Raw genomic sequence first — 21,577 nt, 5'->3', positions numbered from 1 at the left:
AGGTGGGGCTGTTTGCGTTATTTGCTGTTGCAGAGAGAGGAGGGAAGGGCAGATCCCTTCCCTCGCCGGATTCAGCGCCGGTTGATGCTGGCCAGCTGCCTGTCGTGCAGGGAGGAGAACAGCAGCAGGGCACTGATGGCGCCGATCAGAGCACAGAACATGTCGGACTGGGTATCCCAGGGGTCCCCCTGGGTGCCGAGGAACTCGTCCGCTCCCTGACCCAGCGCTACCGCGGCGCCCCACTCGATCAGCTCATAGGTGGCGCTGATGGCCAGCACCACGCAGACCACCAGAAACGTCAGCATGCGCTTGCCCTGCACATGGTGGCCGCGCTGCACTATCTCCCGGCAAGCCAGGGCGGGCACCAGGCCCTGGAAGAGGTGGCCAATCTTGTCGTAGGGGTTGCGGCTGAGCTCGAACCACTGTTGCAGGTCGAAGCCAAGCGGCACTCTGGCATAGCTGTAGGCGCCCCCCAGGATCAGCACCAGGGCGTGCAGGAAGATGCCAAGGTAGAGCAGACTGGTGAGCGGGAAGCGCTCATGAGTCAGGATCAGCAGCGGCATGACGATGAGCACGGGGGCTACTTCCAGCAGCCAGGTCAGCCTGTCATAGGGCTGCCAGCCTGACGCCACCAGCGCCATCAGGGTGAGCAACAGCAAACAGAGTTTTTGATGAGACGTCATAGGGAGCCTGTGATGGAGGAGAAACCAGACTTCATTATTTAGCCTGATAAGGCGCAGGGCGAAAGGGGCCGGCTGAATTCTCTCCGATCAAAAGGAGGCTGTCATTGATCGGGGCTGAACCCGATGCCGCGCACAAAAAGAAAAAGCGAGCCGGGGCTCGCTTTTTACAACAGGGGATTCAAGCGGTCAAATTAGTTGACGCGACGCTTGAATTCGCCGGTACGGGTATCGATCTCGATCTTGTCGCCGATCTCTACGAAGGCGGCAACGGCCAGCTCGTAGGTGGTGCCCTTCAGACGGGCAGGCTTGGTCACTTTACCGGAGGTGTCGCCACGGGCGGCCGGCTCGGTGTACTCAACTTCGCGGACGATGGTGGTCGGCAGCTCGACGGAGATGGCTTTCTCGTTGTAGAAAGTCACTTCGCAGATGTCTTCCATGCCGTCAACCATGTAGTTCAGGGCATCACCCAGGTTGTCTTTCTCGACGTCGTACTGGTTGTACTCGGTGTCCATGAAGACATACAGGGGGTCGGAGAAGTAGGAGTAGGTGCACTCTTTACGCTCCAGTTGAACGACTTCCAGCTTGTCGTCAGCCTTGAATACGGTCTCGGTGGCGCTGCCGTTCAGCAGGCCTTTCAGCTTCATCTTGACCACGGCGGAGTTACGGCCGGATTTGTTGAATTCGGCTTTCTGGACCACCATCGGCTCGGTACCGATCATGACGACGTTACCAGCGCGGATTTCCTGTGCGGTTTTCATGTAAAAATTCCTGTTCGTATACGGGCAGATAAAAACTGCCAGATTATATACGGCTTTCTAAAAATTTCACCAGCCGAGTGACGAGATCCCCGTCGGCAAGCAACTTCTGTGACCAGCTTCGCGCATGTTGTTGCCAAATAGTGGCGTATTGCGGCCATTGCGCCCAGAGTTCGCGGACATCGTGCCCATGATTGAGGGCGTGGCTGAAGGCGCGCAGCCACAGTGCCGCGTCGGTCGGCAGCGCCGCCAGATAGTGGCCGAGGAAGTCATCCAGCTTGGCGATGTGAGCCAGATCGTCCTGGGGGTAGATGTGCCACAGGAAGGGGCGGGCCGCCCACTGGGCCCGCACGAAGGAGTCCTCCCCCCGCACCAGATTGAGATCGCAGCTCCACAATAACCTGTCGTAACCGGCCTGATCCGTCATCGGCAGCAGCTTGATGCGCAGACTCCCTGAATGCAGTAGATCGCCGGCCTTGGCGGCAGGGATCGCATCCTCCAGCCCGGCGCCGCGCAGTACATCGTGCAGCGAGCGGCCCAGCGGCAGCAGCAGGGTGACCGGGGTCGTGCCCTGGCACCAGCTCTGCACCTGGCTGCCAAGGGCCGTGCTCTCGTAGGTAAACAGACTCACCCTCAGCTCGTCTTGCGCCTTGGGGGGCAGGCCGAGGCGGGCCCACCAGGCGTCGAGCCCCGCCTCATCCTGTTGCCACTGCTCCCGCGCCGCGATGAGCCCCTGCTCGCACAGCAGGCCGCCGGTCTTGGGGGTGAAGCCCGGGAAGAAGAAGTATTTGTCGAGGCTCTGGTTGCCGAGACGTTGCGGGGAGGCGAGGCTGTGGCAATCCTCGACCCAGGCCTCGGCGCTGAGGTATTCCAGATTGATCCAGCAAGGGGGCGGGTTCTGCTGCGCCATGCGCTGCACGAAGGACGCGGGCAGCTCGCAGGCGAAGGCCTCGATGACGACCCGGGCCGGGACCGTATCGGGCGCGATGTCGCCCTGCCAGCGCTGGATATGGATGCCCTGCTGCCACTGGCCGTCCAGCTCAGGATCCAGCCCCGGGCAGATGCGGGCGAAGCTGGCCAGATCGTCCACCCACAATCTCACCCGACCATGGCCTTCCTGCTCCAGCTGACGGGCCAGCCGCCAGGTGACGCCGATGTCGCCGAAGTTGTCCACGACACAGCAGAAAATATCCCAGTCGAAGTCGGGTTGGGCGCAGGGGGCAGGGGTCGTCATATTGGTTCACCAGCTACGAAAAAAGAGACAAAAAAACCGGTGGGCAGGGTAGCACACCGGTGATTTGGCTTCTAATGGTTGGGCCTCGGTCTGGAGGCGCGTCCGGCGTTATTCCTTGCCGTAGACGTTGTTTTCCTGCTCGCGTACCCGGATGAAGGTGGTACGTTTGGTCAGCTCTTTCAGCTGGCTGGCGCCGACGTAGGTGCAGGTAGAGCGCACGCCACCGAGGATGTCACGCACGGTATTTTCCACCGGGCCGCGATAGGGCAGCAGCACGGTTTTCCCCTCGGAGGCGCGGTAGTCGGCGACGCCGCCGGCGTGCTTGTCCATGGCGCTCGATGAGCTCATGCCGTAGAACTTCATGAAGGGGGAGCCGTCCACATCCACGACTTCACCGCCGCACTCCTCGTGGGCCGCCAGCATGCCTCCCAGCATCACGAAGTCGGCGCCACCGCCGAAGGCTTTCGCCACGTCACCCGGGCAGGTGCAGCCGCCGTCACCGACGATCTGGCCGCCGAGGCCGTGGGCCGCATCGGCGCACTCTATGATGGCGGAGAGCTGGGGGTAGCCGACCCCGGTCTTGACGCGGGTGGTACAGACAGATCCCGGGCCTATGCCGACCTTGACGATGTCGGCGCCGGAGAGGATCAGCTCCTCCACCATCTCGCCGGTGACCACGTTGCCCGCCAGGATGACGTGGTTCGGGCAGGCCTCGCGGATCCGGCGCAGGAACTCGACGAAGTGCTGGGAGTAGCCGTTGGCCACGTCGACGCAGATGAAGCGCAGGGCCTCGGACATGGCGAGGATCTGGCGAGTCTTGGTGAAGTCTTCCTCGGAGGTACCGGTAGAGACCATCACCTGGCCGAGCAGGGCCGGGTCGGTTTCGTTCACGAAGGTTTGCCACTGCGCGAGGCTGTAGTGCTTGTGTACCGCCGTCATCATCTCGAAGCTGGCCAGGGTGCGGGCCATGGCGAAGCTGCCGACCGTGTCCATGTTGGCGGCGATGACGGGAATGCCTTGCCATTGGGTTTGGGTGTGCTTGAAGGTGAACTGACGGGTCAGGCTGACTTGGGAACGGCTCTTGAGAGTAGAGCGCTTGGGGCGGAACAGGACATCCTTGAAACCGAGCTTCAAGTCTTCTTCGATACGCATTACGAATTCCTTATTGAGCCTTGTTGGTACGTCACTTTTGCAGTGGGCAAATTTTCGGCAGGCACAAAAAAACCGCAGGTTTTCAAGGCCTCCGGTTTACAACAGTCTAGGGAAAAATCCCGTCAGAACAAGACTGATAATTCACGCATCGTTGTGTTAGCCTTTGGCGTCACAACCTGAGCGTGGCGACAGGGGTCATCCAGCACCTCTTCCATCACGCTATCTCCTCGGTTGTTTCCCGCTTCAATGCCTTCCTTGTCAGCCGCTGTCGCGCCGCGAACCCGCGTCGTTGCCGGGTTCACGACTTTGTCCTCAGCACGTTTTTTGCCAGTTGACAGCCGGAGTGGTGGTGCTCACTCTGGCAGGGCGGACCATTGCCGGTCCGTCCCTATGAGGAAGATACTGTGCCCGGATCACATCAATTTCGCTGGTTGTTACTGGCCAGCCTCTGCCTGTCGCCCGGCGCGTGGGCCGCCCCGACCGTCTACGGCTGGATCGAGAAGGGGTTGATCATGCCGGATGCGACGTCGGCGAAGCGGGTGGCGGTGAAGATGAAGCTGGACACTGGCGCCCTCACCTCGTCGCTGGATGCGCGATCCTTGCAGCACTTCAAACGCGATGGCAAGCCCTGGGTGCGCTTCAGCCTGGTGCTGACCGATGCCAACACGGACAAGGAGGTGCGCCAGACCCTGGAGCGGCCGGTGGAGCGCAGCGTGACGGTGCGTGGCGCCGGTGGCATGGAGCAGCGACCCACGGTGACCATGTCCATCTGCCTTGGCAACAAGGTCTATCAGGAGTGGTTCACCCTGCGGGATCGCAGCGACATGAACTATCCGGTGCTGTTGGGACGCCGGTTGTTGGCGGAGCTGGGGCCGGTGGACTCCAGCCGTACCTTCACCGTGCAACCCAGCTGCAAGTAGTGGCGTGCCGACGGCAAGCGTTCCCTGTCGATGTAAAACGGCCCGTGCAGGGCCGTTTTACATCAGGCGGGCGCAGCGGGTGCGTCTATGTGGTGGGGGATGGGGAGCCAGACGCTGACCTCCAATCCCCCATGGGGCCGGTTGTGGATGTCCAGATCTGCGCCGTGCAGCTCGGCGATGCGGCGGACTATGGCCATGCCGAGCCCCACTCCATCTCCCTGCTGGGGATTGACCCGATAGAAGCGCTCACCGAGGCGCGACATCGCCGCTGTGGGAATGCCGGGGCCACTGTCCCTGATATCCACCCTGACCCTGTTGCCCTGCGCCACGATCACCACCGCAATCTCGCCGCCAGCCGGGGTGTAGCGCAGGGCGTTGTCGATGAGGTTGCTGAACATCAGATCCATCAGCACGACTTGCCCCATTACCTGCAGATGCTCCTCTCCCTCCAGCGAGAGCTGTTGCTCCTTCTTGAGGGCGAGTGGCGCCAATGTGGCCAGTGTCCCTTGCAGCAACTGGCTTAAGTCCAGCCGGTTCAGCGCCGGCGCCTGCTGGTTGTCGATGCGGGCCTGGGTCAGCAGCTGGCGGATCAGGCGATCGCTGCGATCGAGCGCCAGCAGCATCTTGCGCAGCGCCTGCTCCCGAGTGGCATCGTCCTCGGCCGCCATCACGTTCTCGCTGTGAATGCGCAGCACCGCCAGCGGGGTACGCAGCTCGTGGGCCGCCTCGTTGGTAAATTGTTTCTCCCGCTCTATGGTGTCGGCCAGGGTGTGCATCAAGCGGTTGATCTCGTTGACGATGGGCGTCAGCTCCTCGGCCTTGAGAGTCAGTGCGAGCGGGCTCAGGTTGGCGGGATGGCGTTCACTGATGGCCTGGGCGACCTGGCGCAAGGGTGACAGACCGGTCGAGACCAGCCACCACAGCAGGCCGAGCAGGAACGGCAGGGTGATGAACAGCGGCAGCATGGTCAGGGTGGCCATGGTGCTGGCGAGCTCGCCGCGCTCGTCATCCCGCTCCGCGACGATGAGCCAGGTGTGCTGCTCCTCGTTGTAGAGGGTGAAGGTACGCCACTCGTGATGATCGGTGATCTCGCTGTTGAAGCCGCGCTCCAGGGTGGTCAGCGGCTGGGTCGGTGCGCTCGGGGATCGCAGCAGGATGGCGCCCCGCTCGTCGAGCAACTGGAAGTAGAGGTTGCGCTCGAACTCGTGGCCGTAGGGGGTGAACTCCCGATCCCGGGCCAGCAGATTGAGGCCGGGCTCCTCCCGGTACTGCTCGGGGGCATTCTGTTCCCACTCCTCATAGATGGCGCCACCGGCCGGCAGGCGCTGATGTTGCGCCATGTAGCCCAGCAGCAGCTGGTTGGTGATGCGGGCGGACTGGGCGAGGCGGGCATCGAACAGCTCTTCCATCTCGTGGTTCGCCTCGAGATAGCCGATGAAGCCGCTGACGGCCAGACTGACACTGACCAGCGCCAGGATCCCGGCGAGCAGGAAGCGACGGATGGAGCGGACGCGAGTCATGAGTGGGGTGATCCTTGCGTGCCTTGGGCATTGCGCTGCGGCTCAATTGGCTGCTCTATCTGCGGCACTATGTAGCCGACCCCGCGGATGTTGCGGATGAGCTCGGAGTAGAATTTCTTGCGCAGGTGGTGAATGTGCACCTCCACCGCGTTGCTTTCGGCCCCTTCATCCCAGCCATAGAGGCTCTGCTGCAGCTGCTCCTTGCTCAACACCCGGCCGCATTGGCTCACCAGCTCCTGCAACAGCTTGTATTCGTGGGGGGTGAGCTTGACCGAGTCGCCTCGATAGGTGACCTGCTGGGCGTCCGGGTGGATCAGGATATCCCCGTATTCCAGGCTGGCCTGGGCCTGGCCTTTGCTGCGGCGCACCAGAGCGCGCAGGCGAGCATTGAGCTCCTGCAGGGCGAAGGGCTTGACCATGTAGTCATCGGAGCCTGCATCCAGCCCGACCACCCGATCATCGAGTGCATCGCGGGCGGTGAGGATCAGCACGGGCAGGGTGTGCCCCTCCCGGCGCAGCTTGCGCAGCAGGCTGATGCCATCGATGTCCGGCAGATTGAGATCCAGGATCATGGCGGCAAATTCATCGCTCTTGAGCGCGGCAAGGGCGGGCAAGCCCTGTTGCAACCAGTCCACGGTATAACCGCTGTGGCGAAGGGCATCTTGCATGCCATCCCCCAACATCACATCATCCTCTACCAACAGGATCCGCATGCTTGTCGTTCTCCATCCATCAGATCGCCGCCATCAGACCGGCCGGCGGCTCCAGTTTACATCAACGAAGGTGAAGGATGGCACTCATCACTTGGCGTTGTGGCCGGTGGTGCCGGGCTGTCCGTGGCGAGCATAGCGTTCGATGACCGCTTGCTGGCGGGCCAGCAACCGATCGACCAGCCAGGGACAGAGGGCATTGAGGCGCACCATCATCGCCTGTGGCCAGCCGAGCCAGCGGCGGCGGGTCTCGTTGCACAGCGCGATGATGGCGGATTCGGCCACCGCATAGGGGCTGTCGATGGGGGTGCCGAGCGCCACATTCATGGCGTAGGCCGCCTCGGAGTCCAGTCGGGTGCGGGTGGTGCGCGGGGCGAAGTGGAGCACCCTGACGCCGGAGCCTTCCAGCTCACGGCCGAGGGCCTCGCTAAAACCGTGCAGGGCAAACTTGCTGGCGCAATAGACGCTGTAACCAGGGTGGCCGACGGCTCCCAGATTGGCGCCGATGTTCATGATGACGGCGGGTTTGCGCATCCTCGGCAGCAGGGCGCGGGTGAGTTGGATGGGGGCCTCGATGTTGAGGCGCAGCTGACGCTCGACCTGCTCCGCACTCTGATCCTCCAGCCAGGCGAACTGGTTGGTGGCGGCGTTGTTGATCAGCACATCCAGCCCCTCGTCCAGCATCGGGTGTTGCAGCAGGCGGGCCCGCTCGGACGCCGAGCCGAGATCGGCGATCACTATCTGGTGCCGATCGGAATGAGTCAGTTCTTTGCGCAGCCGCTCCAGGGCGGCGGCCTTGCGCCCTTGCAGCAACAGGTGTGCGCCCTGCGCCGCCAGCTCTTGGGCCAAAGCTTCGCCTATCCCGCCGCTGGCACCGGTGAGCAGCACGCGTTTTCCTTGCAGTTTCATGATGAGATGTCTATCCCCAGGAGCAGACCGAGAGGAGGCGCAATCCGGCCAGGGCCGCCGATCCGCACCCGTTACTCGCCAGCATAAGGGACGAGGCTTAAGGAACTCTTAAGAAAGGGATTGTCGTCCATGGCGACCGGTCGAACAGGTGGAGCCAAAATCCCTTGCCAGCGACCGGCAGGGCAGGCACCCTGCCGGGCATTCGTTCATCGCGAGACTCCTCATGTCCTCCTCACCCAGCTGCCCGCTCTGCGATCACCCTCAAAGCTATGCTCTGCCCGTTGCCGGCAAGCATTACCGTCGCTGTCTCGGTTGCGAGCTGGTCTGGCTGGACGCGGCGGATCACCTGGATGCCGAGGCGGAGAAGGCGGTCTACGACGATCACGACAACAGGGTGGACGATCCCGGCTATCGCCGTTTCCTGATGCGCGCCTTCGGCGAGGTGCTCACCCGGGTGTCGCCCCCGGCCAGCGGCCTCGATTTTGGCTGTGGCCCCGGTCCTGCGCTGATCGCCATGGGGCGGGAGGCGGGCTATGAGATGGCGGGCTACGACAAGTTCTATGCCGATGTCCCCGAACTGTTGATGCAGCAATACGATTTCATCACCAGCACCGAGGTGATCGAGCATATCGCCGACCCCAAAGAGGCCTTGGACCGCCTCTGGGCCTGCCTCAAGCCCGGCGGTCTGCTGGTGTTGCAGACTCAGCGGGTGCTCGGTGACGATCGCTTCACCAACTGGCGTTATCGCCACGATCCGACTCACATAGTGTTCTTCGCCGAGGCCTCGTTTCGCGCCCTGGGAGAGCGCTGGCAGGCGGAGGTCAGCTTCCCCCACGCCGATGTGGTCGTCATCACCAAACCCTGAGTCAGCCGTTTTCATTTGGCGATGAATTGGGCATGCTGATGACCCACACCAAGGAGTGGTTTGCCATGTCGATCCCTCATCTCTCCCTGCAAGACGCCCGTCATCTGCAACTCGCGGCCCAGGGCCTGCTGACGCCCCCCAGACGCAAGGCGCGGCCGGCCGACGTGCTGGCCTGTATCCAGCGCATGGCGCTGCTGCAGATAGACACCATCCAGGTGGTGGCGCGCAGCCCCTACCTGGTGCTGTTCAGCCGGCTCGGCCAGTACGATCCGCTCTGGCTGGAGCAGTTGCTGGCAGGGGGAGACATTTTCGAATACTGGGCCCACGAGGCTTGCTTCGTCCCCCGCGAGGACTACCGGCTGCTGCGCCACCGGATGCTGGATCCTGCCGCCATGGGGTGGAAGTTTTCGGCCCACTGGCTCGCGACCCATCAGCAGGAGATAGGCCAGATCATCGAGCGGATCCGCGAGCACGGCCCGGTGCGCGCCGCCGATTTCGAACGCAAGGGGGAGAAGGGCAACGGCTGGTGGGACTGGAAACCCGAGAAGCGTCACCTGGAGGTGCTGTTCACCGCGGGCCAGCTGATGGTGCGCGAGCGGCGCAACTTCCAGCGCGTCTACGATCTCGCCGAGCGGGTGCGCCCGGACTGGGACGACGGGCGGGACTTGCCGAGCCCGGAGCAGGCGCAGAGGGACATGGTGCGTGCCAGTTGCCGGGCGCTCGGGCTGGTCAAGACCGGCTGGGTGGCCGACTACTATCGCCTGCGCCGCGGCAAATACGATGCCCTGCTGCATCAGCTGGCGGACGAGGGGGAGCTGCTGCCGGTGCGGGTCGAGGGCTGGCAGCACGGTGCCTTCGTGCACGCCTCTTTGGCCGATGAGCTGGTGCAGGCGCAGGCCGCTTCCCTCAAGGCGACCCACAGCGCCGTGCTGTCACCCTTCGATCCCCTGGTGTGGGATCGCAAGCGGGCTAGCGAGCTGTTCGGTTTTGACTACCGCATCGAGTGCTACACCCCGGCTCCCAAGCGCCAATACGGCTATTTCGTGCTGCCCTTGCTGCACCGTGGCAAGCTGGTGGGCAGGATGGATGCCAAGGCCCATCGCCAGCAGGGAATATTCGAGATAAAGAGCCTCTATCTGGAGGTGGGAGTCAGGGTGACCAATATCCTGGCCCAGGATCTGGGCAAGGCCATCCAGCGGCTGGCGGATTGGCACCAGACGCCGACCCTGCAATACGGCGCCATTCCCGCGCCCCTGCTGGCGCTGTGGCGTGAATGATAAAATATTGAGCCCCAAAAAATGATCGACCCGTTGTCACGGGCCGGTCATTTTTTTACCGGTGCGAATTAGCCTGTGCGGGTTGTCCGTCGAGCCAATCCCTGCAGCAGCCCTATTCGCGGCGCTATGCTGGCCAGCTCGGCCAGATAGTCATGGGGTGAAAACGTCATCGCCCACTTCGCGGTGCGCCGTGCACGGCAAAAGGAAAGGCATTCAGACGATGAGGTTCATCACCAGCATGGCCAGGAAGGCATTGAGCACCGAGATGGCGATCATCACCGGGATGTAGCGCCCCTCGGTGCCGATACAGCCGAGGATCCGGCCCACGTACTGCACCTGGGAACCCATCAGATAGATGGCGGGGGCCAGGATGGCGATCTGGGTGCCGTTCAGGATGCCCTGATCGAACAGGGTGATCACTACCCCGACCGCGCCGCCCATGGACATCCAGGCACCGATCAGCACGGCGGCAGCCTCGCCCGGCAGGCCGAAGATGGCCATGATGGGAGCAAAAATGGTGCCCATGGCGTCGAGGGCGCCGGTGATCTGCAAGGCCTTGATGATGACGAAGGCCATCAGCACGTTGGGGACGGTGGAGGTGGTGGCGATCACCCAGCCCTTCTTGGCACCTTCGACGAAGATATCGGTGACGATGGGTTTCTTGATGTTGGCGTGGCTCATTTGACTTGCTCCTGGCGGGTGGAGGGCGTGCTGCTGGCAGGGGTGTCGGTCGTCTTGCCGTCGATCAGCTTGAGGTAGAGGCGAAACAGGTTGGCGCCGACAAACTTGAAGACAAACATCACGACCACCGCCAATCCGATGGAGGAGCTGACCGCCGGGGAGCCGTCCGCCAGGGTGAGGGTGAAGAGCACGGCGCCGGAGGAGAAGAAGTTGACTATGGTGGCGCCGGCGGAGAACTGGAACATGGTGAAGACATCGGTCTCACGCTGGGTGATGAGGTTTTCATCCTTGAGCTGACGGGTCATGGCGGCCCCCGCATCGGTGCTTTGCAGGGAGGCGATCAGGGCCAGACCGGTATTGCCCGGCACCCCCATCAGTGGCCGCAGCAGTGGAGTCAGCAGCTTGCGGGCCGCGTCCAGCGCGCCATAGTGTTCCAGCACGTTGATCATGCCGAGGGCAAACATCACCGTGGGGATCAGGGTCAGGGCGAACAGGAAACCGTCGCGGGCGCCGTTGCCGCCCTTGCCGCGCATGTCGGTCATGGCGGTCTTGATGCCCTCACCGCTGTCGCTGACGCTCTGCACCATGGTGCCGAAGGATCCGTTCAGGGTGGTGAAGTCGAAGACCCCATACCACTGATCGGACTGCAACAGTCCCGAAAAGAAGACGATGGCGAAAGCCAGTGCCAGGTAACTGCCAAGTGTCACCGAGCGGGTTTTATCAGTCATGATCTAGCTCCGTATGGGGAATTATTTAATCAATGCTGATTATGGTTGATATGCTTGTCATTAAATTGATGGGGGTCAATACGCAGAGCTGACAACTACCACTTTAGTGGTGTTTTGTGATGCTGATCTTGTCTTTCTTGGCGCATTTATCTGCCAATGCGGGTTTTATTGAAGGGCGATGGCCGGGGCCGCCACACCGGGGAGGCGGGATAAAAAAACCGGGCACAGGGCCCGGTTTTATCGTGTCAGTCGGTTACCAGCTATTACTGGAGAACCAGCACCATCAGCAGGCCGACGGTGATGGCGGACACCAGGAAGGCGAAGCCATAGAACACATAGTGGTGCAGCTTGGTGGTGTGGATCCCCAAGTCGTGCAGGCCGTGGTAGATGCGGTGCATGCCGTGCCAGATGGGCAGGGCGATGATCACCAGCAGGATGCAGGCACCCCACCAGGAGCTGGCGAAGGCGAGCACGCGCTCGTAGCTCATGGTCTCCACGTCCATGATGCCCATGGGCACCAGCAGACCGGTAATGAGGACAATCACCGGCAGCAACATGGCAACCACCATGCCACCGGCACCAAACAATCCCCAGTAAATGGGCTCGTCAGAACGTCTCATCATTAATCTCCTCAAGCCACGATGATCAGGATCAGCAGGGATACCACCGCCAGTGCCACGTACTGGGCGATGACGATCGGCTTCTCCGGCACCAGGTCTTCACCCCGGAAGATGCGCATGGCCTTGGGGGCCAGGGCGAACCAGGTCTTGGCGTGGAACAGGCAGGCGGCCAGCGCGATGACGTGGAACAGGATGGCGACCGGGCTTTGCAGGGATTCCAGCCAGCCGTTGAATGCCTCCTGGCCCTGGACCAGGCGCATCAGCCCCCACATCAGCACCACGGCGTAGATGGAGACGAAGATACTGGTGCCTTCGCGGATCATGTAACCGGTGTAGAAGGCGTTCTTCAGCCACCAGTCTTTCTTCATTTCGCGCACGTAGGGCTTACGTTTGCTATTGGTGTTGTTCATGGTCTCACTCCTGGTCTCAATCCGGCTTGAACATGGCGATCATGTAGTCCTTGGCGCTCTCGACCTTGCCAAGCTGGATGGCGGCGGCCGGATCCACGCCCTTGGGACAGACGTCGGAACAGTAGCCCACGAAGGTACAGCCCCAGACGCCTTCGTCCTGGCTGAGGATCTTCATCCGCTCTTTGGACGCGCCATCGCGGTTGTCGGCGTTGTAGCGATAGGCCAGCGCCAGTGCCGCAGGACCGGTGAACTTCTTGTTGATGCCGTACTGCGGGCAGGCGGCGTAGCACAGACCACAGTTGATGCACATGGAGAACTGGTGATACTTAGCCATGTCAGCCGGGGTCTGGATGTACTCGCCGTCGCACAGGTTGCGCGGCTCAGACGGGATGATGTAGGGCTTGATGCTCTCCAGCTTCTCGATGAAGTCGGACATGTCGACCACCAGATCGCGCTCGATCGGGAAGTTGTTGAGCGGCTCGATCTTCATCTTGCCCGGCAGGTAGTCGCGCAGGAAGGTCTTGCAGCCCAGCTTCGGAATGCCGTTGACCATCATGCCGCAGGAGCCGCAGATCGCCATCCGGCAGGACCAGCGGAAGCTCAGGGTGGAGTCCAGCTGATCCTTGATGTACTGCAGCGCGTCCAGCAGGGACATCTCTTTCAGGTAAGGGACCTGGAAGGTCTGCATCCAGGGTTCGTTGTCCTGCTCCGGTCGGTAGCGCAGGATCTCAATTTCGATCATCTCAGCCATTCTTCTTAGCCTCGTCTTGTTTCTCACCCTCGGAACCGTACACACGTTTTGCCGGTTGGGATTTAGTGATCTTCACATCGGAGTAATCGATGGTCGGGACGCCTTCCTGGTTGTAGAAGGAGAGGGTGTGCTTGAGGAAGTTCACGTCGTCGCGATCCTCATAACCGTCGAGACGCTGGTGGGAACCACGAGACTCTTTGCGGTTGATGGCGGAGTGCGCCATGGCTTCGGCCACGTCCAGCATGTAGCCCAGTTCGATGGCGTACAGCAGATCGGTGTTGAAGACCGAGGACTTGTCGTTGATCTTGACCTTCTTGTAACGGGCTTTCAGCTCGTTGATCTTGTCGATGGTGCCTTGCATCAGCTCTTCGGTACGGTAGATACCGACCCCGGCTTCCATGGACATGCCCAATTCGTTGCGGATATCGGCCGGGTTTTCGGTGCCGTCGATGTCGAGCAAGGAGAGGTGCTGCTTGATCAAGGCCTCGGCCTTGGCGGCCAGCGCGGCGGTATCGCCGTGGGCTTGGGTCTTGGCGAATTCACCGGCGTGCTCGCCCGCTACCTTGCCAAATACCACGATCTCGGACAGGGAGTTGGAGCCCAGACGGTTGGCGCCGTGCAGACCGACGGAGGCGCACTCGCCCAGGGCATACAGACCCGGCATGCGGGTGGCGCACTGGCCGTTGGTCTCGATGCCACCCATGGTGTAGTGGGCGGTCGGACGTACTGGGATCGGCTCTTTCACCGGATCCACACCCACGTAGGCCTTGGCCAGCTCGCAGATGAAGGGCAGGCGCTCTTTCAGGTACTTCTCGCCGAGGTGGCGCAGGTCGAGGTGAACCACGTCGCCCATCGGGCCCTGGATCACGCGGCCTTTCTGCTGCTCCTGCCAGAATGCTTGGGAGAGGCGATCGCGCGGACCCAGCTCCATGTGTTTGTTCTTGGGCGCGCCGACCGGGGTTTCCGGGCCGAGGCCATAGTCTTGCAGGTAGCGGTAGCCATCCTTGTTGAGCAGGATGCCACCCTCACCACGACAACCTTCGGTCATCAGGATGCCGGTGCCCGGCAGGCCGGTCGGGTGATACTGGACGAATTCCATGTCGCGCAGGGGCACGCCGTGGCGGTAGGCCAGCGCCATGCCGTCACCGGTGACGATGCCACCGTTGGTGTTGTAGCGATAGACGCGACCGGCGCCACCGGTGGCCAGAATGACGGACTTGGCCTGGATGAAGCGGGTGATGCCGTTCTGGATATCGAAGGTCAGCACGCCTTGGACGCGGCCATCTTCGACGATCAAGTCCATGCAGAAGTGCTCGTCGAAGCGCTTGATGCTCGGGTACTTGATGGAGGTCTGGAACAGGGTGTGCAGGATGTGGAAACCGGACTTGTCGGCCGCGAACCAGGTACGGGGGATCTTCATCCCGCCGAAGGCGCGTACGTTGGCCTTGCCGTCCGGCTTGCGGCTCCAGGGGCAGCCCCAATGCTCGAGCTGGACCATCTCCTTGGTGGCGTTGTTGACGAAGTAGTCCACCACGTCCTGTTCACACAACCAGTCGCCACCGGACACGGTGTCGTTGAAGTGGTTTTCGAGGGAGTCATCGTCACGGACGACGCCGGCGGCGCCACCTTCTGCGGCCACGGTATGGCTGCGCATCGGATAGACCTTGGAGATCAGGGCGATCTCAAGCTCAGGGTGGGCCTCTGCTATGGCGATAGCGGCACGCAGGCCACCACCACCGGCACCGATGATGGCGACATCGGTCTTGATAATATCCACATCTGCCTCCTTAGGGATAGATTTGCTGGGCACGATTTTGCTCGATTAAAAAAATTCAGGCTTGATGCAAGTCAAACTGGTTTGTTTTAGTGCGTGGCAATGGTGGTTTTTACTGTAACCACCCCATTCCTTGGATAAAAACGCCGTCATTATCGCCATCCATCAGTCATCCGGATCAGCCGTAATCATTGCTATGGTTATTTTAACCCCAAGATTATATGTAGTTTTCTTTCAAAAAAATGAGAAATGCCTCTCTTTTTAGGTATTACCCATAAAGTTTTTAAGTTTTTTATCAAAATTATTTAATAATAATTATTCTCATGTCTTTTACTCGTAAAAAGACTTCAAAAAAGTAATGCGAATATAGTGGAGTTGAGGCAATGGCAGGCTGTATGTGACCTGAATGGAGAGGCCGATCACAAAAATGAGCGGGATGGTCGTCGGGTAATAACTACTGAAACAAAAGGGTTTTTACGAAAAAAAGGGGCCTGGATGGCCCCTTGTCGTGATGTTCTCAGATGCGGAACATGCCCACCTGATTGTTCAGCTCACCTGAAATATTTTTAAGTTGAGCCGACAGATTACGGGAGCTATCGGCATCCACCGCCAGCTCGTCGGAGACATCCTTGACCGCCTGGATGTTGCGGCTGACCTCGTCGGTCACCGCCCGCTGCTCCTCGGCGGCGCTGGAGATCTGGGTCGCCATGTCGGAGATCTGGTTGATGGAGGTGGTGATCTGCTCCAGCGCCTGAGTGGCATCGTTTGCATCTTCCACGCTGTTCTGGGCCAGCAGCTGACCCTCGTGCATGGTGCTGACGGCGCCCTGGGTGTTGCGCTGCAGGGTCTCTATCATGCTGCGGATCTCGACGGTGGAGCTGTGGGTGCGCTGGGACAGCACCCGCACCTCGTCGGCCACCACCGCGAAGCCGCGGCCCTGTTCACCGGCGCGGGCCGCTTCGATGGCGGCGTTCAGCGCCAGCAGGTTGGTCTGCTCGGCGATGCCCTGGATGGTGGAGAGGATGGTGTTGATCTCCTGGGCGTTCTTCTCCAGCTCCTGGATGATGCCGGAGGCCTGCTTCACCTGAGTGGCGAGATCCGTGATGGAGCGCTGGTTGCGGGCGATCACCTGCTTGCCGTGCTCACAGCTGCTGGAGGAGCTGCGGGCCGCCTCCGCGGTCTGCTCGGCGTTGCTGGCCACCTCCACCGCGGTGGCGGACATCTCGTGCACCGCGGTCGCTATCTGGGAGATCTCGTTCTGCTGGCGAGCCAGTCCCTGGTTGGATTTCTCCGCCATGTCGTGGGAGGACCTGGCCTGCTGGTTGAGCTGTCCGGAGGAGTTGGAGATGTCCTGCACCATCGCGTGGATGCGCGCGATGAAGGTGTTGACGTGCTGGGCGACGGCACCGACCTCGTCTTCCCGCTCGATCTTGATGCGGCGGGTCAGGTCGCCGTTGCCACGGGAGAGATCCGCGATGGCCTCACCCAGCGTCTTGAGCGGTGCCAGCGAGCCGTTGATGGCCACGTAGGAGAAGCCCGCGACGATGAGGATGGTCAGCAGCCCCTGCAGCAGGGCGGAGGTGACCATGCGGGAGACGGATTGGTAGGCGACCGCCTCGTCCACCACTATGCCGAAGTACCAGTTGGTGTTGGGGATCTCGGTGAGATCGAACACGCTGGCCTTGCCGCTGATCTCCAGCTCGGAGATGGTGTGGTCATGGGCCAGCTCGTTGACCTTGGCCGCGGTCAGCGCGGGGGAGAGGGCGGTGGCCAGCTTGAGGGTCAGCGCCTTGTCCGGGTGAGCGATGATGGTGCCGTTGCTGTCCACCAGGATGGCGTAGGTTCCCTCGGAGTTCATGGCCAGCACATCGCGTACCAGACCGTCGATGGAGACGTCACCGGCGATCACCCCTTCGGTGTTGCCGCGGGTGAAGGGCTCGGCGATGGTGATGATGAGGTTGCCCGAGGCAGCGTCGGCGTAGGGGGGGGTAATGGCGAGCTTGCCGGCCGCCATGGCGTCCTTGTACCAGGGGCGCTGGCGCGGATCATAGCCAGCGGGCAAGTCGGTGGGCTTGCTCTGGATCATCCGCCCATCCTTGGTGCCCACATAGACCAGATCGAAGTTGCCTGCGTTCATGGACTGGGCCAGGTGGCTGATGGGTTCATCTTCCTTGGCGAAAGACTCCTTGGTGGTGGTGACCAGATTGATGCGGGCGTCCAGCCAGCGGGAGATCCCCCTCACGTTGGAGGCGGAGCTGTCGTCGATGAAGCTCCAGATCAGTCGTTGGGTTTCGCTGCGCAGCTGGGAGGTGTTGTACCAGACCTGCAAACCGGTGATGACCAGAATGATGGCCCCGATGGCGAGTACGAGCTTGTTCTTGATGGATAGATTCATGTGTACATCCTTGTTAGCGTCAATCTGAGATCTGGGTGTGGTCTGTTATTGTTATGAGCCAATTTTATATCGGCTTGAATTGGACTTTATGTATCCCGATGCGCATGAATTTCCCGATCTTTTTTGCCTCCTGATGGCCTGCCAGGCCGCGTAGATACTCAGCTGAATCGATCTGGTCGGTTGGTAAATATCCCATCGACACCCATGGCCCTGAGTGTGTCTGCGTCACTCGGTTCATCGACGGTGTAGACCAATATGCTCAGTCCTCGCCGATGTGCATCCGCCACCAGCTCGGCATCGACAAAATCCACATCGCAATTGAGCGACCAGGCGCCGAGCTGTTCGGCGAACTGCGCCTTTGCAAGCGGCAGACTGGCGGTCAGGGCGCCGAGGCGCAACTTTGGCCGCAACCGGGCGAAGCGCGCGAGCTCGAGGTGGTGGAAGGAGGAGATGACCCACTGCGCCGGGGTGAAACCGAGCTCGGCCTCGGCGCGCCGGGTCAGCGCCGCGACCTGCTCGGCGGTATTGGCTCCCTTGAGCTCGATGTGCAGCTCGCAGCGCCCCGCAATCAGCGTCATCACCTGCCACAGGGTCGGAATGGACTCCCCTTGGCCGGCATCCAGGCTCTCGAGATAGGCGCGGGATTGTGCGCTGAGCACCCCGCGGCCATTGGTACAGCGCTCCAGCCGCCGGTCGTGGAATACCCAGAGCTCGCCGTCGGCCCACTGCACATCGAGCTCGATGGCGCTGACTCCGAGTTCGATGGCCAGCGCCATCGCCTTGAGGGTGTTCTCCGGTGCCAGCCCGCTGGCCCCGCGATGGGCAATGATCTGCATGATGGGCTCCTGTGTTGCCTGTGGTTAGCGCTGGTTTAGCCCCGGCTCATCCTGATATCGATCTGTTGATGGGGCAGATGCATGCCGAGCTGATGAAGTTTCTCCAGGATCAGCGAGTGCACCTCGTGGGTGATCGGCATCCGGTGATCCATGTTGTTGACGTAGAGGCGGATCTCGTAGATGAGCGCCGAGTCGGTGAACTCGATGAGGAACACCTCCGGGGTCGGGGTATCCAGCACCAGAGTGGACTCCTGCACGCACTGCTCCAGCAACTGTTGTACCCGCCTGGGCTCCTGGGTCAGGCCGATGCGAATGCGCAGCTTGACCCTGGTGATGGCATCGGACAGGGACCAGTTGATGAACTGCTCGGTGATGAAGGCCTTGTTGGGGACGATGATCTCCTTCCGGTCCCAGTCCACGATAGTGGTGGCGCGCGTCTTGATCTTGGTGACGGTGCCGGTCAGATCGCGGATGGTGACGGTGTCGCCGAGCCGGATCGGCTTCTCGAACAGGATGATGAGGCCGGAGACGAAGTTCGCGAAGATCTCCTGCAGGCCAAAGCCGAGCCCCACCGAGAGCGCCGCCACCAGCCACTGGGTCTTGGACCAGTCGATGCCGAGCATGGAGAAGCCGGTGAGGGCGCCGATCAACAGCACCAAGTATTTGCTGACGGTGGTGAGTGCGAAGCCGGTACCCGGGGAGAGGCTCAGGTGCTGGAGCAGGGTGAGCTCCATCAGCCCCGGCAGGTTGCGGGCGGTGACCACGGTCAGGATGAAGACGAAGACGGTCAGCATCAGATCCTGCAAGGTGATGGCGGAGAGCTGCTCTATGCCGGCCACCTTGCTGCTCACCTGCCACACCTCGATGCTGCTGAGGAAGCTGAAGGCGGAGTTGAGATCCGACCATTGCACCACCACCAGCATGGTGAAGCCCAGCATCAGCAGGGTGCGCACCAGCCCGAGGGACTGGGCGCTGATGGTGTCCAGATCCAGCTCGGGCTCCTCCACCACATCGGGGATCTCGGAGCTCAGATCATCCTCGTCCCTCTCTCGCTGGGCCAACATCTCGGCCCGCTTGCTCTTGGCGCGATCGAAGGCCAGCCGGCGGCGCTGGATCAGCATCCAGCGCCGCGCCAGATAGTAGACGAGCAGGCAGCCGAGCCCCATCAGCAGGCTCAGCTCCAGCTGGCGCAGCAGGGTGCGGGAGGTATAGAAGTAGCCGAACAGGGTGCCCAGCACCGCCAAGAGGGGCGCCAGCATCAGGCTGTTCCAGATGAAGTGGTGCAGCAGGTGGGGCTTGCTCATGTCGGCCTGTCCCCAGGTGAGCGGCAGCCGCTCCCGGTTGAGGCGAGCGAAGAACAGCAGCAGCCAGAGCGCGCCGACGATGAAGGCCAGCCGGCCGAGGGAGTCGTAGAAGGCGTGCTCCTGATAGCTGTTGGCCATGCCCTGCACGAAGAAGCTGGGGATCAGCACCAGCAGCAGGGTCCGAAACTGGCTCCACACCCGCTGCACCCGCTCTTTTTGCCAGCGAAAATGCAGGATCAGGATCCCCTTGTCCAGGGTCAGATGGCGGGCGACCAGCAGGGCCAGCAGCAGGAACCAGATCTCGCCGAGGCCGCGGGCGACCGCCACCGCGAACGGATATTGCCAGGCGCCATCCAGCAGGCCGTGGAGCATCAGCACCATGGCGGGCAGCGGCAGGGCAGCCAGCAGGGAGCGCATCAGCAGCCGGCTGGTGAGGCTGAACTTGTCCTGGGTCACCTTGCCGATACGGGGGGCTATGTAGGTGCTGTATTCCGTCAGATGGCGGCCCAGCTTGAGCCAGCACCAGGCCAGCACCAGCAGGCCGAGCCCGGCCAGGGTCAGGCTCATGGGGCTGTTCTCGGCGATGGCCTTGGGCAGTTGCAGCCAGTTGGCGGGATCGAGCGCCAGCCCCAGCGCGGCGGGGACGCCGAGCAGCACGGCGGGGCTCAAGGGGCGCACGTCCGGCATCCAGAACAGGTGGCTCGCGCTTATCTCGCGGATCTCGTCGATCTTGCTGTTCTGGCGGCTGTAGATCAGCTTGAGGCGGGTCTGCTCCTGGATCAGGGTATCGGAGGCCTCGTTGAGGCGGGTCAGCAGCTGGCGTCTGGCCTTGAGCAGGTTGTCGAGCACGGCGCGCTGGGCCCTGTCCAGAGTCACGCCGTCCAGCAGGCTGTCGCGCATCTGGACGGGATCCTTGAGGGCATCCTGCTCGGTTTCGTACTGGTATTTCGCCATGCGCGCCTTGACGATGGCGGACTCCAGCTTATCCAGCGGGAAGTAGGCGGGCAAGTCGGCGAGCTTGCTGCGCAGGTTCTCGCCGTAGGCGTTGCTTATCTGCAACCATTCCAGCTGCTCGCGTACCGAGTTGATCAGATCGTTCAAGCCGGACAGGGATTTGTCGACCCCGCGCTGCTCGTCCTGGACCCGCTCTATCTGATCCTCCAGCGCGCCGAGTTGGATGGAGAGGGCCTGGTTCTGTTGCTGTTGCTCCTGCAGCAGCGGCAGATCCGAGGTGAGCTGCTTGCGCAGCCGTTCGCTCTCGGCCAGCGCCTGCTCGGTCTTCTCCCGCCGCAGCTGGTTCTGCTGGGCGAGCAGGCTGGCCTGCCACTCGTCTTCATCGGTGATGGCGAGGCTGAGCTCTTGCAGCCTCAGCTTGCCCAGATCGTTGCGCTGCTGGGCGGAGAGCTGTTCCAGCTCCAGCATCTGGACCCTGTCCGACAGGCTCTGCTCCTTGAGGCGAGCCGCCAGTTGCTGGGCTTCCTGCAGGCGATCCGATTCGTTGCTGAAGCTGAGGCGATCGAGCTGGGTGCGGGTCTGCTGCAACTGCTTGCGCAACTCGTCGACCCGCAGGTGATACTCCTGGCCGGTGCTCTCCAGCTGGCTGAGGCTATCGGTGACGGCCTGGCGCTCCTTGCGCAGGTTGAGCTGGCGGTTGCTGCTCAGGCTGATGGCCTGGTGCAGTGCCTCTTCTTTCAGGGAGGAGAGGGGCGGGCGCGGCTGGGGTTGGTAGTTGTGCAGGCTCTCCTTGAGGCGGGCGGACTCCTTGGGGTAGTCGATGAGGATCTGCTGATAGGCCTTGCCCTGCTCCCGGTAGCGCTGGGCGTCCCGGGCATACTGCAGCGCCTGCTGGTAACTCTCCCGCAACTGCTGATTCTCCGGGCTGTCCGTCTTGGGTACGCTCTGCAGCAACTCCTCAACCTGAGTGATGGCATCGTCGGCCTGGGCAAAGGAGAAGGGGAGCAGGCTGAGACAGAGCATCAGACAGAGCAGGCGTTGCAACATGGCGCACGTTTCCGTTCATGAGAAGTGGCCCTAGCCTAAAGCAGGGACCTGG

The 21,577-nt window shown here is 61.9% G+C and carries 19 protein-coding genes; 3 read left to right on the top strand and 16 right to left on the bottom strand.

The genetic code is table 11. The features are described from left to right. Positions 1-71: 71 nt before the first annotated feature. The 4 genes from ACZ9IL_RS12365 to ACZ9IL_RS12350 all read right to left on the bottom strand — a co-directional run bounded on the left by ACZ9IL_RS12365 (position 72) and on the right by ACZ9IL_RS12350 (position 3,824). A complete protein-coding gene (locus ACZ9IL_RS12365; RefSeq protein WP_476003776.1) occupies positions 72-683 on the bottom strand; it encodes a DUF2238 domain-containing protein in 612 nt (203 codons plus the stop codon). A 191-nt stretch (positions 684-874) separates the two neighbouring features. After that, positions 875-1,441 carry an elongation factor P gene (gene efp / locus ACZ9IL_RS12360; protein ID WP_011707002.1) on the bottom strand — a complete coding sequence of 189 codons (567 nt, stop codon included), beginning with the start codon at positions 1,439-1,441 and terminating at the stop codon, positions 875-877. Between the two features lie 43 nt (positions 1,442-1,484). Further along, positions 1,485-2,672: an elongation factor P maturation arginine rhamnosyltransferase EarP gene (gene earP / locus ACZ9IL_RS12355; RefSeq protein ID WP_476003775.1), complete on the bottom strand. Its 1,188-nt coding sequence runs from the start codon at positions 2,670-2,672 to the stop codon at positions 1,485-1,487. Positions 2,673-2,780: 108 nt separating this feature from the next. Next, complete coding sequence (locus tag ACZ9IL_RS12350) at positions 2,781-3,824, bottom strand: GMP reductase (protein ID WP_476003774.1); 1,044 nt, start codon at positions 3,822-3,824, stop codon at positions 2,781-2,783. Positions 3,825-4,228: 404 nt separating this feature from the next. Between ACZ9IL_RS12350 and rloA3 the strand changes: the two genes are divergently transcribed. Further along, positions 4,229-4,744: a retropepsin-like aspartic peptidase RloA3 gene (rloA3, locus tag ACZ9IL_RS12345; RefSeq protein ID WP_476003773.1), complete on the top strand. Its 516-nt coding sequence runs from the start codon at positions 4,229-4,231 to the stop codon at positions 4,742-4,744. Positions 4,745-4,806: 62 nt separating this feature from the next. Here rloA3 and ACZ9IL_RS12340 read toward each other — a convergent pair whose 3' ends face one another. From ACZ9IL_RS12340 to ACZ9IL_RS12330, 3 genes are all read right to left on the bottom strand, one after another. Then, positions 4,807-6,264: an ATP-binding protein gene (locus ACZ9IL_RS12340; RefSeq protein ID WP_476003772.1), complete on the bottom strand. Its 1,458-nt coding sequence runs from the start codon at positions 6,262-6,264 to the stop codon at positions 4,807-4,809. Then, a complete protein-coding gene (locus tag ACZ9IL_RS12335) occupies positions 6,261-6,977 on the bottom strand; it encodes a response regulator (protein ID WP_476003771.1) in 717 nt (238 codons plus the stop codon). The genes ACZ9IL_RS12340 and ACZ9IL_RS12335 overlap by 4 nt, the downstream gene beginning before the upstream one ends. 87 nt (positions 6,978-7,064) lie before the next feature. Next, positions 7,065-7,883 carry an SDR family oxidoreductase gene (locus ACZ9IL_RS12330; RefSeq protein ID WP_476003770.1) on the bottom strand — a complete coding sequence of 273 codons (819 nt, stop codon included), beginning with the start codon at positions 7,881-7,883 and terminating at the stop codon, positions 7,065-7,067. Between the two features lie 223 nt (positions 7,884-8,106). Here ACZ9IL_RS12330 and ACZ9IL_RS12325 point away from each other — a divergent pair, with 223 nt between their 5' ends. Beyond that, the gene (locus tag ACZ9IL_RS12325; RefSeq protein ID WP_476003769.1) at positions 8,107-8,748 is read left to right on the top strand and encodes a class I SAM-dependent methyltransferase; all 642 of its coding nucleotides are present in this window, start codon (positions 8,107-8,109) and stop codon (positions 8,746-8,748) included. A gap of 65 nt (positions 8,749-8,813) precedes the next feature. Next, a complete protein-coding gene (locus tag ACZ9IL_RS12320) occupies positions 8,814-10,025 on the top strand; it encodes a winged helix-turn-helix domain-containing protein (RefSeq protein WP_476005349.1) in 1,212 nt (403 codons plus the stop codon). A gap of 213 nt (positions 10,026-10,238) precedes the next feature. Here ACZ9IL_RS12320 and ACZ9IL_RS12315 read toward each other — a convergent pair whose 3' ends face one another. The 9 genes from ACZ9IL_RS12315 to mscM form a co-directional block, all read right to left on the bottom strand. Beyond that, positions 10,239-10,706, bottom strand: coding sequence for a YjiG family protein (locus tag ACZ9IL_RS12315; RefSeq protein ID WP_476003768.1), 468 nt, complete (start codon positions 10,704-10,706; stop codon positions 10,239-10,241). Beyond that, positions 10,703-11,434 carry a nucleoside recognition domain-containing protein gene (locus tag ACZ9IL_RS12310; RefSeq protein ID WP_476003767.1) on the bottom strand — a complete coding sequence of 244 codons (732 nt, stop codon included), beginning with the start codon at positions 11,432-11,434 and terminating at the stop codon, positions 10,703-10,705. Before ACZ9IL_RS12310 ends, ACZ9IL_RS12315 begins: the two co-directional genes overlap by 4 nt. A gap of 263 nt (positions 11,435-11,697) precedes the next feature. Further along, positions 11,698-12,054, bottom strand: coding sequence for a fumarate reductase subunit FrdD (gene frdD, locus ACZ9IL_RS12305; RefSeq protein ID WP_025326128.1), 357 nt, complete (start codon positions 12,052-12,054; stop codon positions 11,698-11,700). Positions 12,055-12,065: 11 nt separating this feature from the next. Next, complete coding sequence (locus ACZ9IL_RS12300) at positions 12,066-12,464, bottom strand: fumarate reductase subunit C (protein ID WP_042643997.1); 399 nt, start codon at positions 12,462-12,464, stop codon at positions 12,066-12,068. 16 nt (positions 12,465-12,480) lie between these two features. Next, a complete protein-coding gene (locus tag ACZ9IL_RS12295; RefSeq protein ID WP_033130991.1) occupies positions 12,481-13,215 on the bottom strand; it encodes a succinate dehydrogenase/fumarate reductase iron-sulfur subunit in 735 nt (244 codons plus the stop codon). Continuing rightward, on the bottom strand, positions 13,208-14,992 hold the full coding sequence (gene frdA, locus ACZ9IL_RS12290) for a fumarate reductase (quinol) flavoprotein subunit (RefSeq protein WP_476003766.1): 1,785 nt from the start codon (positions 14,990-14,992) through the stop codon (positions 13,208-13,210). The genes ACZ9IL_RS12295 and frdA overlap by 8 nt, the downstream gene beginning before the upstream one ends. Before the next feature lie 514 nt (positions 14,993-15,506). Beyond that, positions 15,507-17,384, bottom strand: a complete 1,878-nt coding sequence (locus ACZ9IL_RS12285; RefSeq protein WP_476003765.1) for a methyl-accepting chemotaxis protein — start codon at positions 17,382-17,384, stop codon at positions 15,507-15,509. Between the two features lie 158 nt (positions 17,385-17,542). Beyond that, positions 17,543-18,220: a glycerophosphodiester phosphodiesterase gene (locus tag ACZ9IL_RS12280; protein WP_476003764.1), complete on the bottom strand. Its 678-nt coding sequence runs from the start codon at positions 18,218-18,220 to the stop codon at positions 17,543-17,545. A 35-nt stretch (positions 18,221-18,255) separates the two neighbouring features. Further along, positions 18,256-21,525 carry a miniconductance mechanosensitive channel MscM gene (gene mscM / locus ACZ9IL_RS12275; RefSeq protein WP_476003763.1) on the bottom strand — a complete coding sequence of 1,090 codons (3,270 nt, stop codon included), beginning with the start codon at positions 21,523-21,525 and terminating at the stop codon, positions 18,256-18,258. Between the last annotated feature and the right edge of the window lie 52 nt (positions 21,526-21,577).

The organism is Aeromonas sp. TECH754 (assembly GCF_056279295.1).
The sequence above is the reverse complement of the archived record's forward strand: the minus strand, read 5'-3'. Positions and strand labels throughout refer to the sequence as shown.

Excerpts from the sequence above, each read along its gene's own strand:
- ACZ9IL_RS12365 (WP_476003776.1), bottom strand. The coding sequence starts at position 683 with ATGACGTCTCATCAAAAACTCTGTTTGCTGTTGCTCACCCTGATGGCG.
- efp (WP_011707002.1), bottom strand. The coding sequence starts at position 1,441 with ATGAAAACCGCACAGGAAATCCGCGCTGGTAACGTCGTCATGATCGGT.
- earP (WP_476003775.1), bottom strand. The coding sequence starts at position 2,672 with ATGACGACCCCTGCCCCCTGCGCCCAACCCGACTTCGACTGGGATATT.
- ACZ9IL_RS12350 (WP_476003774.1), bottom strand. The coding sequence starts at position 3,824 with ATGCGTATCGAAGAAGACTTGAAGCTCGGTTTCAAGGATGTCCTGTTC.
- ACZ9IL_RS12340 (WP_476003772.1), bottom strand. The coding sequence starts at position 6,264 with ATGACTCGCGTCCGCTCCATCCGTCGCTTCCTGCTCGCCGGGATCCTG.
- ACZ9IL_RS12335 (WP_476003771.1), bottom strand. The coding sequence starts at position 6,977 with ATGCGGATCCTGTTGGTAGAGGATGATGTGATGTTGGGGGATGGCATG.
- ACZ9IL_RS12330 (WP_476003770.1), bottom strand. The coding sequence starts at position 7,883 with ATGAAACTGCAAGGAAAACGCGTGCTGCTCACCGGTGCCAGCGGCGGG.
- ACZ9IL_RS12325 (WP_476003769.1), top strand. The coding sequence starts at position 8,107 with ATGTCCTCCTCACCCAGCTGCCCGCTCTGCGATCACCCTCAAAGCTAT.
- ACZ9IL_RS12320 (WP_476005349.1), top strand. The coding sequence starts at position 8,814 with ATGTCGATCCCTCATCTCTCCCTGCAAGACGCCCGTCATCTGCAACTC.
- ACZ9IL_RS12315 (WP_476003768.1), bottom strand. The coding sequence starts at position 10,706 with ATGAGCCACGCCAACATCAAGAAACCCATCGTCACCGATATCTTCGTC.
- ACZ9IL_RS12310 (WP_476003767.1), bottom strand. The coding sequence starts at position 11,434 with ATGACTGATAAAACCCGCTCGGTGACACTTGGCAGTTACCTGGCACTG.
- frdD (WP_025326128.1), bottom strand. The coding sequence starts at position 12,054 with ATGAGACGTTCTGACGAGCCCATTTACTGGGGATTGTTTGGTGCCGGT.
- ACZ9IL_RS12300 (WP_042643997.1), bottom strand. The coding sequence starts at position 12,464 with ATGAACAACACCAATAGCAAACGTAAGCCCTACGTGCGCGAAATGAAG.
- ACZ9IL_RS12295 (WP_033130991.1), bottom strand. The coding sequence starts at position 13,215 with ATGGCTGAGATGATCGAAATTGAGATCCTGCGCTACCGACCGGAGCAG.
- ACZ9IL_RS12285 (WP_476003765.1), bottom strand. The coding sequence starts at position 17,384 with ATGAATCTATCCATCAAGAACAAGCTCGTACTCGCCATCGGGGCCATC.
- ACZ9IL_RS12280 (WP_476003764.1), bottom strand. The coding sequence starts at position 18,220 with ATGCAGATCATTGCCCATCGCGGGGCCAGCGGGCTGGCACCGGAGAAC.
- mscM (WP_476003763.1), bottom strand. The coding sequence starts at position 21,525 with ATGTTGCAACGCCTGCTCTGTCTGATGCTCTGTCTCAGCCTGCTCCCC.